The following is an 18333-nucleotide window of genomic DNA, read 5'->3' as shown; positions in this document are numbered from 1 at the left end:
GTGCTCCCCGCTAGAGCTCCAGCGTCATGAAGCAGCTGTAGGGATCGTCCACGTAGTCGGCGAACGGTCCGCACGGTACGAAGCCGGCCGACGCATACAGCCGGTGGGCCGGCTCGAACGCCGCGGCAGTGCCCGTCTCCAGACTCAGACGGCGATAGCCGCGGCGGCGCGCCTCGGCCACGACATGTTCCAGCATCGCCCGCGCAGCTCCCCTGCGCAGATGCGCGGCAGCCGTGCGCATCGACTTCACTTCGCCGTGGGTCGCATCCAGTTCCTTCAATGCCCCGCAGGCGAGCAACTCCTCACCGTCCCACAGCGTCCAGAAGCTCATGCCCGGCGCGCGCAGGCCTTCGAGGTCCAGCGCATGGATGCTCTCCGGCGGCGAGTGCAGCGCCACGCCTGCCAGGTGCTCGCGCAGCAGCGCGTGCACCGACGCACCCCGCAGGTCGTCCAGGCGAATCCGGAAGCTCACGGCGCGGTCAGCCGATGGCCGCGTACATCACCGCATGCGCAGGCAGGTGCAGCGCGCTGCCGTCGATCGCCCCTGATGCAAGGCCGTGGCCATCCAGCGGCGAGAGCCGGCCCAGCGCCGACACATCGAGCGAGGCGGCCTGCGACGAGAGGTTGAACGCGGCGAGCACAGAACGGCCATCCAGCGTGCGGGTGAACGCCAGTACCGGCTCGGCAGCATCCAGGAAACGGATGTCGCCCCAGCACAGGGCCGGCTGCGTGCGGCGCCAGTGCATGAAGGTGCGGAACCCCTTCAATGCCGACTCCGGGGCATCCTCCTGCTCCAACACCGAGCGCGCCGCATGGTCGGCCGGCACCGGCAGCCACGGCTTGCCCGCGCTGAAGCCGGCGTTGGGCTGGTCATTCCACGGCATCGGCGTGCGGCAGCCGTCGCGTCCCTTGAAGTTCGGCCAGAACGCGATGCCGTAGGGATCCTGTAGCGCCTCGTACGGCACCTCGGCCTCGGTCAACGCCAGCTCCTCGCCCTGGTACACGCAGACCGAGCCGCGCAGCGAACAGACCATCGCAGTGAGCAGGTTGGCCAGCTTTGGCGAGGCATCGCCGTTGCCCCAGCGCGACAGCACGCGCTCGACGTCGTGGTTGGAGATCGCCCAGCATGGCCAGCCCTCGGTCATCTGCGCTTCGAGGCGCTCGACCGTGCCACGGATGTAGCCCGCACTGAAATCGTCGGTGAGCAGCTCGAAGCTGTAGCCCAGGTGCAGTCGCTTGCCGGTGGTGTACTCGGCCATGGTGGCCAGCGAGTCTTCCGACGAGATCTCGCCCAGCGCAGCCACTTCGTCGTAACAGTCCAGCAGCGCACGCAGCTGTTCGAGGAATGCGAGGTTCTCCGGCTGCGTGTTGTTGTACCAGTGGCGCTGGAACGCGTACGGGTTGTCCGGACTGAAGCCGCGGCCGACCCGCTCGTGCGGCGGCTTGGCCGGGTTGTCGCGCAGCAGGGCGTCGTGGAAGCAGAAGTTGATCGCGTCCAGCCGCAGGCCGTCGACGCCGCGATCGAGCCAGAACTTCACGCTGTCCAGGATCGCCTCGCGCACCGCCGGATGGTGGAAGTTGAGGTCCGGCTGCGAGGTGAGGAAGTTGTGCAGGTAGTACTGCCCCCGCCGCGGCTCCCACTGCCAGGCGCAACCGCCGAACAACGACAGCCAGTTGTTCGGCGGTGTGCCGTCCTCGCGCGCATCGGCCCACACGTACCAGTCGGCCTTCGGGTTGTCGCGACTCTGCCGGCTTTCCTGGAACCAGGCGTGCTCGATCGAGGTGTGGCTGAGCACCTGGTCGATCATCACCTTCAGGCCGAGGCGGTGCGCCTTGGCCAGCAGGCGATCGAAGTCATCCAGCGTGCCGAACAGCGGATCGACGTCGCGGTAGTCGGCGATGTCGTAGCCGAAGTCGGCCATCGGCGACTTGAAGAACGGCGAGATCCAGATCGCATCGACGCCGAGGCTGGCCACGTAGTCGAGCCGCTCGATGATGCCCGGCAGATCGCCGACACCGTCGCCGTTCGTGTCCAGGAAACTGCGCGGATAGATCTGGTAGATGACGCCTCCGCGCCACCACGGTTGCTTTTGCATGTATTGATCCCTGCGAACGCGCCCTACCCCTGTCCGGGCTCGCGCGTGCTGCGTTGGAGTGCAGCGATGGCTGGGGAGCTTAAAGGTGCGTCCATCACCTTCCGATGGGTCTGCATACGTATTCATCCGGCGCACTCGCGGGCCACGCAGGCCGCTTCGCATGATGCATTGCGGTACTTTCCCCGTTCCCCGGCATTGCCCCGTTGCCGGCAGCCACGGCCGGAAGCTCCACCCACAGCCGTTTTCGACTTGCCAACGACCTCGCAGCCGCGCCATCGCATGCGCAACATCCACATGGCTGTATCGGCTGGGCCGATTTTGGCGACGCCCCGTGGGCAAGCTGACCTCCGATCGTCCGTGCGGGCGACCTCCTTCGGCCCGGTCCTACGCGCACAAAGCGTTGCCCTCGATGCCGCGGAAGCCGCACCACAGAAGGCGTGGCGCGATATCGACGTCTGGACGTCCATACCGTTCCGGCAATGCCGTGCAGAACGCATGCACGATGTCCCGAAGGTGTCCGACGCTGCTCCGTGGCGGATGTACCGCCACCCGACGCAGAGGCCGGTGAGGGTCATCGCGGCAGCCCGGTTTTGCGGCAACGCATCAACACCAGAAAGCCATGCACAGACTGCGTGAAAACGTTTTCCAGAACCATGTTGTATTGCGCCGCCGCAAGGAAAAATATCAATTGCAACAAAGCGATAGCGGCGTGTCGGGTTGTTATGAATACGTATGCAGGTTTGCGCGAAAGCGAGTTGGGCAGGACTAACATCCCGCCCCGACGGCAAACCACAAATGTCGTTCGCAACGGGCAGACCGGGTCACTCATCCAACGGTACTCCCGGCGAAATCAAATCGATTTTCCAAGGGGAGGCGTACATGTTGAATCTCAAGCGCAATCTGCTGAGCGCAGCGCTGGCATCGGCCATGTTCATGGTGGCCACGCACGCGCAGGCGGATGCAGCAACGGCCGCGGGCCAGCAGTCCAGCGATAGCTCGCAGAGCTCGGACCAGGCCGCCGGCAAGGACACCAAGACGGCTGATGGCAAGCAGCGCCCCAGCAGCGCTACCAAGCTGCAGTCGGTGGAGGTGAGCGGCTTCATCAGCTCCCTGGAGAACTCCACTGCGGTCAAGCGCAACGCCGACTCGATCGTCGAGGCCGTGTCTGCCGAGCAGATCGGCAAGCTGCCGGGCGTGTCGATCGCCGACACCCTGGGTCGCCTGCCGGGCCTCGCGGTGCAGACCGTCAGCGGTCGCCCGCAGGTGCTGACCATCCACGGCCTGGGTCCTGACTTCTCCACCGCACTGGTCAATGGCGGCCAGCAGGTGTCGACCTCCAACAACCGCGACGTGCAGTTCGATCAGTATCCGTCGAGCTGGTTCAACACCGTGGTGGTGCACCTGAGCCCCTCGGCCAACCTGATCGGCCAGGGCCTGGCCGGCACGGTCGACATGCAGACCATCCGTCCGCTCGAGAAGTCCAAGCCGGAAGCCGCACTCAACGCGCGCTACGTCTGGAACGACATGTCCGAGCTGTCCCCCGGCAAGGGCGTCAGCAACAAGGGCTACAACCTCAACGGTGTGTGGGTGAACCAGTTCGCCGACCACACCATGGGCGTGACCCTGGGCGTGGACTTCGAATCCAACCCGGCGGAGATCCAGCACCAGGCTCCCTGGGGCTACCCGACCGACAATTCCGTTGCGGCCGGCAACGGCGTGGTGGGCGGTGCCAAGAACTACGGCATCTCCGACACGATGAAGCGCAACGGTCTGCTCGCCACGTTCCAGTGGGAGCCGAACGAGCACTACACCGGCACCATCGACATGACGTACGACAACTTCAAGGAAGTGCAACAGGCCAAGGGCATGGAGCTGCCGCTCGCCTGGGGTTCGGCCACGCTGCAGCCGGGCTACACCGCCAGCAACGGCCTGATCACCAGCGGCACCTACACCACGCTGTCGCCGGTGATCCGCAACGACTACAACCAGACCAGCGCCCGGGTCTACAACCTCAACTGGGACAACAAGTTCCACATCAACGACAACTGGTCGGCCGACCTCGTGGGCAACTACTCGCGCGCCACGCGCCGCGACATCAACCTCGAGAGCTACTCCGGCCTGGGCTTCAACAAGTCCGGCCCGACCGACACGATCGGCTTCGTCGAGCAGGGCAACGGCCTGCTGTACGTCAACCCGTCGTACGACTACACCAACGGCATCGTGCTGACCGACCCGCAGGGTTGGGGCGGCGGCAACGACGTGGTGCAGGCGGGCTTCATCAATGCGCCACATACGGTCGACTACCTGGCCAATCTCAAGCTGGCCGTCGAGCGTGACTTCGTCAGCGGCCCGTTCTCCAGCCTGGAGTTCGGCGTGGCACGTAGCGAGCGCCACAAGACCTACCACATCGACCAGAGCTTCCTGACCCTGGGCGGCGGCACCATCAGCGGCGGCAGTGCGGTCACCTCCGCGCCGTTCAGCGGCTCGACCTGCAGCCCGCTGGCCTGGATGGGCATCAGCCGGCAGCTCTGCTACGACCCGCTGGCCGAGATCGCCAACGGCACCCTGGTCGGCGTGCCGACCTTCGGCTCCTCGCTCAACACTCCTCCGGACTGGAAGACGAAGGAGAAGGTGCTGACCCCGTACTTCCAGTTCAACCTGGACACCTACCTGGGCAACGTCAGCCTGCGCGGCAACTTCGGCGTGCAGATGCAGCACACCTCTCAGTACGGAGAAGGTGAGCGCGTGGCGCCGGGCAGCGCGGTCACCGGCAATACGATCACCCTGATCCCGGTCAAGGGCAGCACCAGTTACAACAAGTACCTGCCCAGTGCGAACCTGATCTTCGGCCTGACCCAGGATGACGACTTCCGCGTCAGTGCGGCCCGCACTCTGGCCCGTCCGCGCATGGACCAGATGAATCCGAGCGTCACGGTGCACAGCCATATCGACAAGCTGGCTTCAACCGATCCGAACCAGGCTTATTTCAGCGCCGACGGCGGCAACGCGAAGCTGAAGCCGACCATGGCCGACAACTACAACGTCAGCTATGAGCACTACTTCTCTGGCGGCAGCGGCTTCCAGTGCAGCTCCAGCGACCAGAAGAACTCCGACCTGTGCCGCACCGGCGGCGGCGGCTACTTCGCGGTGTCGGGCTACTTCATCGCGCTGCATGACTATATCAATCCGAACTCCGCGTTCCTGTACGACTTCAGCTCGTTCCTGCCGTTCGGCCTCACGCCAGCGCAGGTTGCCCAGTTGGGCACCACGCTGGGTACGGTCTCCGGCCCCCTTAACAACGGCCGCGGCTACGTGAAGGGCGCCCAGGTCACGTTGAACCTGCCGTTCAACCTGATCGCCCAGCCGCTCGACGGCTTCGGCACGATCCTCACCGCCAACCGCACCAAGAGCTCGCTGGTCTATCCGGGCAACCCGAACCCGATCACGGTGCCGGGCCTGTCCAAGTGGGTCGCCAACGGCACGCTGTACTACCAGCACGCCGGCTTCGAGGCGCGCATCAGCGACAGCTACCGCTCCAGCTTCCTGGGCGAGGTGTCGGGCATCAGTGCCTCGCGCATCGAGCAGACGGTGGGTGGCGGCAGCACGTACGACGCGCAGGTCAGCTACACCTTCGACCACGGCCCGCTGAACGGCCTGACGGTGATCGCGCAGGGCTCGAACCTGTCGAACAAGATCTTCACCACCTATCAGAACAACGACCCGCGCCAGGTGCTGACCTGGGAACGCTACGGCCGTCGTTACGAGGTGGGCGTCTCCTACAAGTTCCAGTAAGCCGCAAGGCTTCCTCCCCGAGCCCCGTTGGTTTCCAGCGGGGCTCTTTTTTTTTTGACAAGCCGGCGGCGGGACGCTAATCAGCTTCCCGTCACGGCGCAGGAATTCCTTCATGCAGGCCAACCCGATCCAGCGCGTGGTCATCGTCGGCGGCGGCACCGCCGGATGGATGACCGCCGCCCTGCTTTCCCGGGCCATCGGCCCACGGCTGGCCATCACGCTGGTCGAATCGGACGAGATCGGCACCGTCGGCGTCGGCGAAGCCACCATTCCGCAGATCCGCCACGTCAACGCCTTCCTCGGCATCGACGAGGACGAACTGATGCGTGCGGTGAAGGGCACCTTCAAGCTGGCGATCCAGTTCAACGACTGGCGGCGGATCGGCGACTCCTACCTGCATGCGTTCGGCGACATCGGGCTGCCGCTGGGGCTGGTGCCGTTCCAGCATTACTGGCTGCGCGATCGGCAGGAACGCGGCGAGGCCGCGCCCGACCTCTGGTCGTATTCGATCAACGCGCAGGCCTGCGCCCAGCATCGTTTCGGCCGACTGGACCGGATCGGCTCCAGCCCGATGACAGGTACGCGCTACGCCTACCACCTCGATGCCGGTCTGTACGGCCAGTACCTGCGCCAGCGTTGCGACCCGCGGCAGGTGCGGCGCGTCGAGGGCAAGGTGGTCGACGTCAAGCTGCGCGAGGACAACGGCTTCATCGAGTCGCTGCAACTGCAGGGAGGCGAGCGGGTCGAGGGCGACCTGTTCATCGACTGCTCCGGCTTCCGCGGTCTGCTGATCGAAGGGGCGCTCAAGGCCGGCTACGACGACTGGACGCACTGGCTGCCGTGCGACCGCGCGGTCGCCGTACCGAGCGAGCGCGTGGCACCGATGCGGCCGTATACCCAGGCCAGCGCGCGCGCCGCTGGCTGGCAGTGGCGTATCCCGCTGCAGCACCGCAACGGCAACGGCCACGTGTTCTGCAGCCGCTTCATCAGCGACGACGAGGCCACCGCCACCCTGCTGGCCCACCTCGACGGCGAGGCGCTGGCCGAGCCGCGCGTGCTGCGCTTCACCACCGGCGCGCGCCGTCGCTTCTGGATCCGCAACTGCGTGGCACTGGGCCTGGCCAGCGGCTTCATGGAACCGCTGGAGTCCACCAGCATCCACATGATCCAGTCCGGCATCAGCCGGCTGATCTCGCTGTTCCCGGACAGGCATTGCGACCCGGCGCTGAGCGACGAATACAACCGCCAGACGCGGTTCGAGTACGAGCGCATCCGCGACTTCCTGGTGCTGCACTACCGCGCGACCGAGCGCGACGACACGGCGTTCTGGCGACATTGCCGCTCGATCGCCCTGCCCGAGGGACTGGCCGAACGCATCGAACTGTTCCGCCGCAGCGGACAGGTGTTCCGCCACGGTGAGGAACTGTTCACCGAGGTGGGCTGGCTGCAGGTCATGCTCGGCCAGGGCATCGTCCCGCAGGCCTGGCATCCGGCCGCCGATGGACTGCCCGCCGCGGAGCTGGAAGGCTTCCTCGGCAACATGCGCACGCTGATCCAGCGCGCCGTGGCCACCTTCCCCGAGCACGGCCAGTTCGTCGCGACGCACTGCCGCGCGATGGGCTGAGCTTGCGCCCTACCCCGCAGCGCGCAGTCGCTGCAATCGCGGCGCCACCATCGGCACGGTGAGCATGGTGGAGGCCACGGCCATCAACAGCAGCGCGGTGAAGGTATCGCCGGTGATGATGCCGCGGTCCAGCAGCACGTTGACGAAGATGATCATGATCAGTGCCTTGGTCTGCAGCAGCCAGCCGACCAGCCAGGCCTCGCCACGGCTCCAGCCCAGCCAGCGCGCCGCCAGATGCACGCCGGCCAGCTTGCCGACGACCTCGGCCACCAGCAGCAGGCCGGCCGCAGCGAACACCGCGCCGCCGCCGACGCTCCAGTGCGTGCGCAGGCCGGTGGACAGGAAGAACACCGGCATCACCACCAGCAGCACGTGGTGGCGCAGCAGGTCCAGGGTCGGGCCATCGAAACTGTCGCGATCGGTGACCGCGCCGGCGAGGAAGGCGCCGACCATGAAGTGCAGGCCGGCACGATCCGCTGCCAGGGCGCAGAGCGCCAGCCAGATCAGCCCCACGTACCAGCGGTCGGCCGCCGGCAGCCGATGCATCAGGCGGCGGAAGGCCCAGGCCACCGGCACGAACAGCACGAGAAAGACGAGCTGCAGGCCGATCCGCTGCCAGTCCACCAGGATCATCGCCAGCACCGCCCATATCGCCACGTCGTCGAGACTGGCGTAGCGCAGCACGCGCTGGCCGAACGGCTGGCGCAGGATCGCCAGCTTCTCCATCAGCAACAACAGGATCGGCAGCGCGGTCACCGCGCAGGCCATGCCGACACCCATGACGAACTGCCAGCGCGCGCCGTGCGGACCGATCCAGCCGTCGCGCCAGTGCAGCAACGCCATCGCTGCCAGCGCGCCGAACAGCAGCGGTACGCCCAGCGCGAGTCCGGCGGTGATGCCGCACTCGCGCCGCTGCCGCCACACCTGCCCCAGATCCAGCTCGATGCCGGCGATCCACACGAACACCATCACCGCCCACCAGGCAATGCCGTTGAGCGCCTGGATCACGCCCGGGTCGAACACCGTGGCGTAGTAGGCGGGAAAGGCCGCACCCAGCACGCCGGGACCGAGCAGGATGCCGCAGACGATCTGCACGACCACCAGCGGCGCCACGTACTCGGTGCGCCCGAGGCGCCACAGCAGGTAGGGCACGGCGAGGATCAGCAGCATCGCCAGCAGGAACAGATCGGTCTGGTGCATGGAGCGCTTCGGCAGATGGCGAGTGGCGATCATCCCCGATCCATGCCCAGGCCGTGAAGAGCTTGCGAATCTGCCGCACTGCACCACGGAAAACCGCACAACCACGCCGATGAATACGTATGCAGCACGGCCGCACGACGGGGGCACCGGCCTACCATGGGGGCCGCTTTGGACGTCCGAACGAGACGATGCATGATCTCGTCCGCGCAGCGTCCGCCGATCGTCGGGGAGACTGCCTTGATCCGTTCCGTCACGCTCGCGTCGCTGCTCGCATCCGCCCTGCTGCTGGGCGGCTGCACAACGGCGCCCGCTCCGCTATCCCCGGTCACCCAGGCGCACGCCCAGGCCGCATCCACGCCGCGTTCCGGCGTCTACTACGAGATCTTCGTACGCAGCTGGTACGACACCAACGGCGACGGCGTCGGCGACCTCAACGGCGTCACCGCCAAGCTCGACTACCTCCAGTCGCTCGGCGTGAGCGGGATCTGGCTGATGCCGATCAATCCCTCGCCGAGCTACCACGGCTACGACATCACCGACTACGAGGCGATCAACCCGCAGTACGGCACGATGGCCGACTTCGAGCACCTGCTGGCCGAGGCGCACAAGCGCGGCATCAAGGTGATCATCGACCTGGTGATCAACCACACCAGCAACGAGCATCCGTGGTTCCTCGCCGCGCAGGATCCGCACGATCCGCATCATGACTGGTACAGCTGGGCCACGCCGACCACCGACCTCTCCGCGCACAGTGCCGCGGGCGACAAGGCGTGGCAGGCGCTACCGGATGGCCGTCACTACCTGGGCATCTTCTCCCCGGGCATGCCCGACCTGAACTACGACAACCCCGCCGTGCGCCAGGCGATGGTCGATGTCGGCCAGTTCTGGTCGCGCAAGGGCGTGGACGGCTTCCGCCTGGACGCCGCGCGCCACATCTATCTCAACTTCCAGTCGCAGGAAGGCGACCCGGACGTTCTCAGGGAAAACCTCACCTGGTGGCGGCAGTTCATGCGCGGGGTGCGTGCGGTGAATCCGGGCACCTACGTGGTCGGCGAGGTCACCGAGAGCAGCTGGCAGCAGCTCGCCCCGTGGTACGGCGCGCTCAGCGCGGTGTTCGACTTCCCGCTCGCCACGCGGATGATCGACGCGGCGCGCAGCGGTACAGCCGGCGACCTCGCTGAGCGCCTGCAGCAGCGCTACGCCGGCTTCGCCGCCCAGGCCGGGCATGCGGGCGCCGATGCGCCGTTCCTGTCCAACCACGACCAGAACCGGGTGATGAGCCAGCTCGACGGCGACGCGGCGCACATGCGCATGGCCGCGGCGATGCTGCTGACCCTGCCCGGTCACCCGTTCATCTATTACGGCGAGGAGCTGGGCATGCGCGGGGTCAAGCCCGACCCCGACCTGCGCGAGCCGATGCGCTGGGAGCGCGGGCCGCGCGCCGCGGGCGAAACCACCTGGGAGCCCGGCAATGCCGCCAACGGTCCGGACGTGTCGGTGCAGGCGGAACTGGCCGACCCCGGCTCGCTGCTGGCCGACTACCGCATGCTGATCCACTGGCGCGAGCAGGTCAGCGCCCTGCGCGACGGCGCGCTGACCGCCTTCGCCAGCGGCAACACCCATGTGGTCGGCTGGCAGCTGCGGGATGCGCATTCGCGCGTGCTGGTGCTGCACAACCTGTCCGGCCAGCCGCAATCCGTGGCGCTCGGCGCCGCGTCGCCGTTCCATGCGATTCGCCTGGCCAGCCGCGACGGCGTGCAACTGCACGACCACCGCGTCGACCTTCCCCCCGACACGTCGGTGGTGCTCGAGTAAGCGCGCCGATGGTCGCCACGCCCCACGTACAGAGGATGTCCGCCTTGACCCGTCGCCTTCAACGCACGCTCGCCCCGCTGGCCCTGTTCGGCCTGATGCTCACTCCGCTGGCCAGCGCGATCGCCGCAACCACCGCGCCGGCCACGGTGACCGGCGGGCAGTTGCAGATCCCGCTCGGCGCCGACCGCGTGACCGTGGATTTCGTCGCGCCGGACGTGGTGCACGTGCACTACCTGCCCGGCGGTAAGAGCGGGCCGGCGACCCTGGTGCTCGATCCCAAGGCGCCGAACGCGCCGCTCGCCGACGTGCATGTGAAGAACGAAAAGGACGCGATCACGCTGTCCACCGATGCCGCCAGCGTCCGCTACGACCGTCGCCAGGGCACGCTGCGCATCGATGCCCCCGGCCACGCGGGACTGCTGACCCAGGCCGACCTCGCCTCGCTGCGCAGCGGCGGCTTCACGCTGGACCACGCGGCGAGCGATCCGCTCTACGGCATCGGCGGCTATACCGCCTTCCAGGACGACGTCAGCGCCGGCCTGCTGCGCGACGGCAAGCAGAAGATCATGGCCGGCGAGCAGGGGCACGCCGGCGCCCCCCTGGTGTGGAGCAGCGCCGGCTACGCCGTGCTGGTGGACACCCTCGGCGGCCAGTTCAATCTCGCGCACGGCCGCATCCAGGCCAGCGGCAGCTCGCGCAAGGACACCGACTACTACCTGATCGTCGGCGCGCCGAAGACGATCTTCCGCGCGGTGGCGGACCTCAGCGGCCACTCGCAGCTGTTCCCGAAGTGGGCGATGGGTTTCACCAACAGCCAGTGGGGCATCGACCAGAAGGAACTGCTGTCGATCGTCGACACCTACCGCGCCAAGCACATCCCGATCGACAACTTCACGCTGGACTTCGACTGGAAGGCGTGGGGCGAGGACTGGGGCGAATTCCGCTGGAACCAGACCAAGTTCCCCGACGGCCCGGACGGCAAGCTCAAGCAGATGCTCGACGCCCGCGGCATGCATCTCACCGGCATCATGAAGCCGCGCGTGCACGTGGACACGGTCGAGGGCCGCTATGCCACTGCGCATGATTTCTGGTCGCCGGCCAGCAAGGAAGGACCGGACTACTTCTCGAAGAAGCCGATCCGCGAGCTGGATTTCGACAAGCCCGCGGTCCGTGCGTGGTTCTTCAACGACCACCTCAAGCACTCGTTCGACACCGGCATGATCGGCTGGTGGAACGACGAGGCCGACGACATCGGCAGCGACACCCAGTTCACCAACATGGAGCGTTCGCTGTACGACGGCCAGCGCGCCTATTCGCCGCTGCGCGTGTGGTCGATCAACCGCAACTTCTACCTCGGCGCGCAGCGCTACGCCTACGCCATGTGGTCCGGCGACATCGCCACCGGCTTCCACAGCATGGCCGGCCAGCGCGCGCGCATGCTCAGTGCGATCGACGTCGGCGCGATGCAGTGGGGCATGGACGGCGGCGGCTTCAGCCACGGCACGCCGACGCCGGAGAACTACGCGCGCTGGATCGAGTTCGGCGCGTTCACGCCGATCTTCCGCGTGCACGGCGAGTTCGGCCAGAAGCGCCAGCCCTGGGTGTACGGCCCGGTGGCGGAGAAAGCCGCCACCGCGGCGATCCGCCTGCGCTATGCGCTGATTCCTTACATCTACAGCTACGAGCACACCCGGCACGTCACCGGCGTGGGCCTGGTCCGCCCGCTGGTGTTCGACTGGCCGAACGACCCGAAGGTGCGCAACGACGTCGCCTCGTGGATGTTCGGCGAGGGCCTGCTGGTGTCGCCGGTGGTCGACGAGGGCCAGACCAGCAAGACGATCTACCTGCCCGCCGGCCACTGGACCGGCTGGTTCGACGGCAAGCACTACGCCGGCGGCCAGAGCATCACCGTGCCGGTGGATGCGAAGGGCTGGAGCGACATTCCGCTGTTCGTGCGCGAGGGCGCGATCATCCCGATGCAGCCGGTGATGGACTACGTCGGCCAGCACCCGGTGCCCGAGGTGACGGTGGAGGCATTTCCGGCCGCCGAGGCCACGCACTTCACCTATTACGACGACCAGGGCGACGACTACGCCTACGAGCACGGCGCCTACTTCGCGCAACCGCTGACCATCCAGCGCACGCACGACGGCGCCACGGTGAGCACCGCCACCGCCGAAGGCAGCTACGTGCCGCCGGTGAGGACCTATCTGTTCAAGGTGCACGGCGGCGCGGCCAGTGCTGTCACCGCGGACGGCAAGGCAGTGCCGCGTGCCGCCAGCCTCGAAGCGCTCGAGGCCGGTCAGAAGGAAGGCTGGACCACCGGCACCGACCGCTTCGGCGCCGTCACCTACATCCGCGTGCCTGCGGCCCGGGCACGGCAGTTCGCATTGGTTTGGGGGCACGCGCCGGAATAAGTCCGGCCACGTCCCAGCGGAGGGAGTTGTCGACATGAGCATCGGGCGTCCCCGGGGGAGACGCCCGACGGGGTCGCTTGCTCCCGATTTGTCCCGGCCATGACGGCCGGGATCACCTTCGGAGGAGAAAGTCGATGTTCGGAAAGACCAGGTTCCCGCACCACCGGCGCCCGCAGCAGGTCCGCCGCACTCTCCCGCTCGCGCTGGCAGCGATATTGGCCGGCATCTGCGCAGCCCCCTCGGCAAAGGCCGCATCGAACGACAACAACGTGGAGTGGAACGGCCTGTTCCACGACCAGGGGCCGTTGTTCGACAACCACGTCGAACCGACGGCCAGCCAGTCCGTGACGCTGACCTTCCGCACCTTCAAGGGCGACGTCACCGGGGTCAACATCAAGTATTACGACAGTGCCGACAGCCAGTTCCACGTGGTCGCCATGCACTGGGCATCGAACGATCCGACCGGCGTGTTCGATTACTGGCAGGGCACGATCCCGGCCTCGGGCTCGGAGAAGTACTACCGCTTCCAGGTCACCGACGGCACCGCCACCGCCTGGTACAACGCGGCGGGCATCACCTCGTCCGAGCCCAGTTCCGGCGACTTCTTCATCGTTCCGGGCTTCACCACGCCGTCGTGGATGAAGAACGGCGTGATGTACCAGATCTTCCCGGACCGCTTCTACAACGGAAACACCGGCAACGACGTCAGCAACGGCCAGTACACCTACTCCGGCTGCGCCACCGAGAAGCACGCCTGGGGCTCGAGCGTCTACGCCAACGTCAGTGGCTGCAACACCGCGGTGTTCTTCGGCGGCGATCTCGCCGGCGTCGACCAGAAGCTCGGCTACATCAAGAACACGCTCGGCGCGAACATCATCTACCTCAACCCGATCTTCCTCTCGCCGAGCAACCACAAGTACGACACCGAGGACTACATGACGGTGGATCCGGCGTTCGGCAGCAACAGCACGCTGCAGACGCTGAGCGCCGACATCCACTCCACCAGCAACGGGCCGAAGGGCTACCTCATCCTCGACGGCGTGTTCAACCACACCGGCGACACCCACAAATGGTTCGACCGCTACAACGGGTGGACCAGCATCACCGGCGCCTACGAGTCGCAGTCCAGCCCGTATTACGGCTACTACACGTTCCAGAGCTGGCCGAACACCTACTCGGCGTTCTTCGGCTTCTCCTCGATGCCCAAGCTCGACTACGGCGCCAGCGGGTCGGCCGTGCGCAACGCGATCTACGGTTCGAGCACGTCGGTGGTGAAGACCTATCTGAAACCACCCTACTCGATCGACGGCTGGCGCCTGGATGCGGCGCAGTACCTCGACGCCGGCGGCGGCAACGGCAGCGACGCGGTCAACCACCAGATCATGGCCGAGCTGCGCAGCGCGGTGAAATCGGTCAACGCCAACGCCGACATCCTCGGTGAGTTCTGGGGCAACGCCGGCCCGTGGACCGACAACGGCACCGAATGGGACGGCGCGATGAACTACGACGGCTTCACCCAGCCGGTCTCGGAGTGGATCACCGGCCAGGACTACTCGGGCAACAGCGCCTCGATCCCGGTGTCGCAGTTCGACAGCTGGCTGCACGGCACGCGGGCAAACTACCCGACCAACGTGCAGCAGGTGATGAGCAACTTCCTGTCCAGCCACGACATCACCCGCTTCGGCAACCGCGCCGGCGGCGACATCTGGAAGACCTACCTCGCGTTGTTCTTCCAGATGACCTATGTCGGCACGCCGACCATCTACTACGGCGACGAGTACGGCATGCAGGGCGGCGCCGATCCGGACAACCGCCGCACCTTCGACTGGACCGTCGGCACCTCGACCAACAGCGCGGTGGCGCTGGCCCACAAGCTGATCGCCATCCGCAATGCCTATCCGGCGCTGCGCACCGGGTCGTTCATGACACTGCTCACGGACGACACCCACAAGCTGTACGCCTACGGTCGTTTCGACGCCAGCAACCGCATCGCGGTGGCGCTCAACAACGACAGCACTTCGCACAGCATCACCGTGCCGGTGTGGCAGCTGAGCATGGCCAACGGCAGCACGGTGACCGAGCTGATCTCCGGCACCCAGTACACGGTACAGAACGGCGCGGTCACGCTGACCGTCAACGGCCACTACGGCGCGATCCTGGCGCAATGAGCCATCCACCCGCGGCGGCTCCGGCCGCCGCGGTTTCCCGCGCGCGCCGGCGGGGGCCGGCCACGCGATCGCGCGGACGCGGGGGGCGTCCGCTCCACCGAGGGGGAACCACCATGCATCTGCACACGTCCCGTGGGCTGCGCGCCCTGGCGATGGGCATCGCCCTGGCCTTCGTCGGCGCCGCCGGCAACGCGCACGCCGCCAGCAACGACAACAACGTGGAGTGGAACGGCCTGTTCCACGATCAGGGGCCGCTGTTCGACAGTGCCCCGGAACCGTCCGCCACCGATCCGGTGACGCTGACCTTCCGCACCTTCAAGGGCGACATCACCAGCGCCAACATCAAGTACTACGACAGCGCCGACAGCCAGTTCCACTGGGTGCCGATGCACTGGGTGCGCAACGACGCCACCGGCACCTTCGACTACTGGCAGGGTACCGTGCCGGCCTCCGGTTCGGAGAAGTACTACCGCTTCCAGATCAACGACGGCAGCAAGACCGTCTGGTACAACGCGCAGGGCATCTGGGACAGCGAGCAGCCGTTCGGCGACTTCTTCATCGTCCCCGGCTTCAAGACGCCGGACTGGATGAAGAACGGCGTGATGTACCAGATCTTCCCGGACCGCTTCTACAACGGCGACCGCCACAACGACATCCGGACCGGCGAGTACTGCTACAAGGGCCACTGCACCGAAAAGCACGCCTGGGGCACCAGCGTGTTCGCCTCGCCCGGCGGCGACAACAACCTGGTGTTCTTCGGCGGCGACCTGGCCGGCATCGGCAGGAAGCTCGGCTACATCAAGCGCACCGTCGGCGCGGACATCCTCTATCTCAACCCGATCTTCCTGGCGCCCACCGTGCACAAGTACGACGTGGCCGATTACTTCCAGGTGGACCCGGCGTTCGGCACCAACGGCGAGCTGCACGAGCTGATCGAGAACGTCCAGCGCCGGGGCAACGGTCCGCGCGGCCGCATCATCCTGGACGGCGTGTTCAACCACACCGGCGATACCAACAGGTGGTTCGACAAGTACGGCGACTGGCCGACGTTGGGGGCCTACGAGTCACAGTCCAGCCCGTGGTACGGCTACTACACCTTCCAGCAGTGGCCCGATACGTACAGCAGCTTCTTCGGCTACGACACCCTGCCCAAGCTGGACTACGGCAGCACCGGCTCGGCCGTGCGCGTGGCGATCTACGGCTCGCCGCACTCGGTGGTGCAGACCTACCTCGGCCCGAAGTGGCGCATCGACGGCTGGCGGCTGGATGCCGCCGAGTACCTCGACGCCGGCGGCAACGGCGGCGACGACGACACCAACCACCAGATCATGCGCGAGCTGCGCCAGGCGGTGAAATCGGTCAACCCGGACGCCGAGATCCTCGGCGAGTACTGGGGCGTGGCCGGCCCGTGGGTCGACAGCGGCGACCAGTGGGACGGCGCGATGAACTACAACGGCTTCACCGACCCGGTCTCGCGCTGGATCACCGGCGAGGACGAAGGCGGCCACCCGAACGGGATCGACACCACCACGTTCGACGCCTGGCTGCACGGCACCCGCGCCGACATCCCGGGCAACGTGCAGCAGACGATGACCAACTTCCTGTCCAGCCACGACATCCCGCGCTTCGCCACGCGGGCCGGCGGCGACATCTGGAAGACCTATCTCGCGCTGATCTTCCAGATGACCTATGTCGGCACGCCGACCATCTACTACGGCGACGAGTACGGCATGCAGGGCGGCGCCGATCCGGACGACCGGCGCACGTTCGACTGGAGCCAGGGCACGCTGGGCAACCATGCGGTCGCGCTCACCCATCGCCTCACGGCGATCCGCGACGCCTATCCGGCGCTGCGCACCGGCTCGTTCATGACCCTGCTCACCGACAATGCCGACAAGCTCTACGCCTACGGCCGGTTCGACGCCAGCAACCGCATCGCGGTGGCGCTCAACAACGACAGCACCACGTACGACGTGACGCTGCCGGTGTGGCAGCTCAGCGTAGTCGATGGCAGCACACTCACCGACCAGCTCACCGGCCAGCGTTACGTGGTGCAGAACGGCGAGGTGACCGTCTCGGTGCAGGGACATTTCGGCGCGATCCTGGCGCAATGACCTGCGGCGCGGTAACGGATGACGGACCTGTCGCCCGTTACCGCCCTCACCCCGGTCAGAGCAGGCCGAGCACCAGCGCCTTGGCCACCGCCTCGGTCTTGTTGGCGGCGTCCAGCTTGGCGATGCAGCGGTTGATGTGGAAGGTCGCGGTGCGCGAGCTGATGGCCAGGATCAGGCCGATCTCGTCGGCGGTCTTGCCGGCCGCACTCCACAACAGCACCTCGCGCTCGCGCACGGAGAGCGGCTCCGGCAGCGCCTGGGCCACACCCGGCAGCAACGAGGCCATGCCGTGCATCGAGTGCGCCAGCCACAGCAGGCGCATCTCGTTCTGCTCCAGTTCGTGCGTGGTCACCGGTTCGTCCCGGCGCGCCACGGTCAGCAGGCCGACCCCGCGATCGCGCCCGTGCGAGCTCACCGCCCAGCCATGATTGATGCCGAACGAACGGGCCTCCTCCCAGAACTCCGGCAGGCGATCGATCGAACGGTCGCTCCATACCACCGGCAGGTCGCTCGCCAGCGCCCGCTGCACCAGCGGGTCGAGTTCGAGGTAGTTCCGCTCCATGTAGCGGTCGAGCCAGGCCTGGGGATAGGTGCTGCCCCAATGGACGGCCGGCTGGGCGATCGGCAACGGCTGGCGCAGCACGAAGGAGCAGTGCTCGAAACCCAGGTCGGCCGTCATGTCGCGCAGGGCCAGCACCAGCCCCTGCATCGACGGCTCGGCATCGCCAAGCCGGGCCATGCATTGCTCCCGCCACTGCCGCACCGTCGTCCCTCCACGCCGGATTCGACGCCCTGTAAGAAATGACAGTTACATCCGGAATGGTATCCGATCTCAAATAGGCGCGGCCTGATCGAGCATGTGTCCGGGGTGGGAACCCCGTCGACGCCGCAGGCTGCTTCGGGGGAAAGGACCAGGGACCACTCATCCACGGACGGATACCCTCTCTTCCCGCGCCGGATCCCCTGAGCCACCTGTCGCCCCGACTGCTCTCCGCTCCGCCGGTGTCATGGTCATCCATGAATACGTATGCAGGCGCTGGTTGCTGCACTGCGATGCTCCCTAGCATCGGGGGGCTCGGCCCTCAGCGGTGCGGGTGCATGTTGCGT

General features: G+C 66.9%; 11 protein-coding genes. 6 read left to right on the top strand and 5 right to left on the bottom strand.

The window, feature by feature from the left end; translation table 11 throughout:
• Nucleotides 1-10 precede the first annotated feature (10 nt).
• The 3 genes from ATSB10_RS00310 to ATSB10_RS19120 form a co-directional block, all read right to left on the bottom strand.
• Nucleotides 11-472, bottom strand: coding sequence for a GNAT family N-acetyltransferase (locus ATSB10_RS00310; protein ID WP_063669903.1), 462 nt, complete (start codon nucleotides 470-472; stop codon nucleotides 11-13).
• A 7-nt stretch (nucleotides 473-479) separates the two neighbouring features.
• Nucleotides 480-2096: an alpha-glucosidase family protein gene (locus ATSB10_RS00305; RefSeq protein WP_063669902.1), complete on the bottom strand. Its 1617-nt coding sequence runs from the start codon at nucleotides 2094-2096 to the stop codon at nucleotides 480-482.
• A 571-nt stretch (nucleotides 2097-2667) separates the two neighbouring features.
• The gene (locus ATSB10_RS19120) at nucleotides 2668-2925 is read right to left on the bottom strand and encodes a hypothetical protein (protein ID WP_157468950.1); all 258 of its coding nucleotides are present in this window, start codon (nucleotides 2923-2925) and stop codon (nucleotides 2668-2670) included.
• Between the two features lie 50 nt (nucleotides 2926-2975).
• Between ATSB10_RS19120 and ATSB10_RS00300 the strand changes: the two genes are divergently transcribed.
• Together ATSB10_RS00300 and ATSB10_RS00295 are read left to right on the top strand one after the other, a co-directional pair.
• Nucleotides 2976-5888 (top strand): TonB-dependent receptor, encoded by a 2913-nt coding sequence (locus ATSB10_RS00300; RefSeq protein ID WP_236886461.1) that lies wholly within the window; start codon nucleotides 2976-2978, stop codon nucleotides 5886-5888.
• A gap of 112 nt (nucleotides 5889-6000) precedes the next feature.
• The gene (locus ATSB10_RS00295; protein WP_063669901.1) at nucleotides 6001-7512 is read left to right on the top strand and encodes a tryptophan halogenase family protein; all 1512 of its coding nucleotides are present in this window, start codon (nucleotides 6001-6003) and stop codon (nucleotides 7510-7512) included.
• Between the two features lie 9 nt (nucleotides 7513-7521).
• On the opposite strand, the gene ATSB10_RS00290 is transcribed toward ATSB10_RS00295, so the two are convergent.
• A complete protein-coding gene (locus tag ATSB10_RS00290) occupies nucleotides 7522-8745 on the bottom strand; it encodes a cation:proton antiporter (RefSeq protein WP_063669900.1) in 1224 nt (407 codons plus the stop codon).
• A gap of 204 nt (nucleotides 8746-8949) precedes the next feature.
• On the opposite strand from ATSB10_RS00290, the gene ATSB10_RS00285 reads away from it, so the two are divergent.
• From ATSB10_RS00285 to ATSB10_RS00270, 4 genes are all read left to right on the top strand, one after another.
• A complete protein-coding gene (locus ATSB10_RS00285) occupies nucleotides 8950-10527 on the top strand; it encodes an alpha-amylase family glycosyl hydrolase (RefSeq protein ID WP_063674252.1) in 1578 nt (525 codons plus the stop codon).
• Between the two features lie 35 nt (nucleotides 10528-10562).
• Entirely contained in the window at nucleotides 10563-12944 is a 2382-nt protein-coding gene (locus ATSB10_RS00280) for a glycoside hydrolase family 31 protein (RefSeq protein ID WP_063669899.1), read from the top strand.
• Between the two features lie 134 nt (nucleotides 12945-13078).
• Nucleotides 13079-15112, top strand: a complete 2034-nt coding sequence (locus tag ATSB10_RS00275) for a glycoside hydrolase family 13 protein (RefSeq protein WP_063669898.1) — start codon at nucleotides 13079-13081, stop codon at nucleotides 15110-15112.
• Nucleotides 15113-15225: 113 nt separating this feature from the next.
• The gene (locus ATSB10_RS00270; RefSeq protein ID WP_157468948.1) at nucleotides 15226-17226 is read left to right on the top strand and encodes a glycoside hydrolase family 13 protein; all 2001 of its coding nucleotides are present in this window, start codon (nucleotides 15226-15228) and stop codon (nucleotides 17224-17226) included.
• Nucleotides 17227-17281: 55 nt separating this feature from the next.
• Here the strand turns inward: ATSB10_RS00270 and ATSB10_RS00265 are convergent, their stop codons facing one another.
• Entirely contained in the window at nucleotides 17282-17965 is a 684-nt protein-coding gene (locus tag ATSB10_RS00265; RefSeq protein ID WP_063669897.1) for a LuxR family transcriptional regulator, read from the bottom strand.
• Between the last annotated feature and the right edge of the window lie 368 nt (nucleotides 17966-18333).

It is taken from the genome of Dyella thiooxydans (assembly GCF_001641285.1).
GTDB lineage: Bacteria > Pseudomonadota > Gammaproteobacteria > Xanthomonadales > Rhodanobacteraceae > Dyella_A > Dyella_A thiooxydans.
Note: the sequence above shows the minus strand (reverse complement) of the source record. Positions and strands in the feature narration are given on the sequence as shown.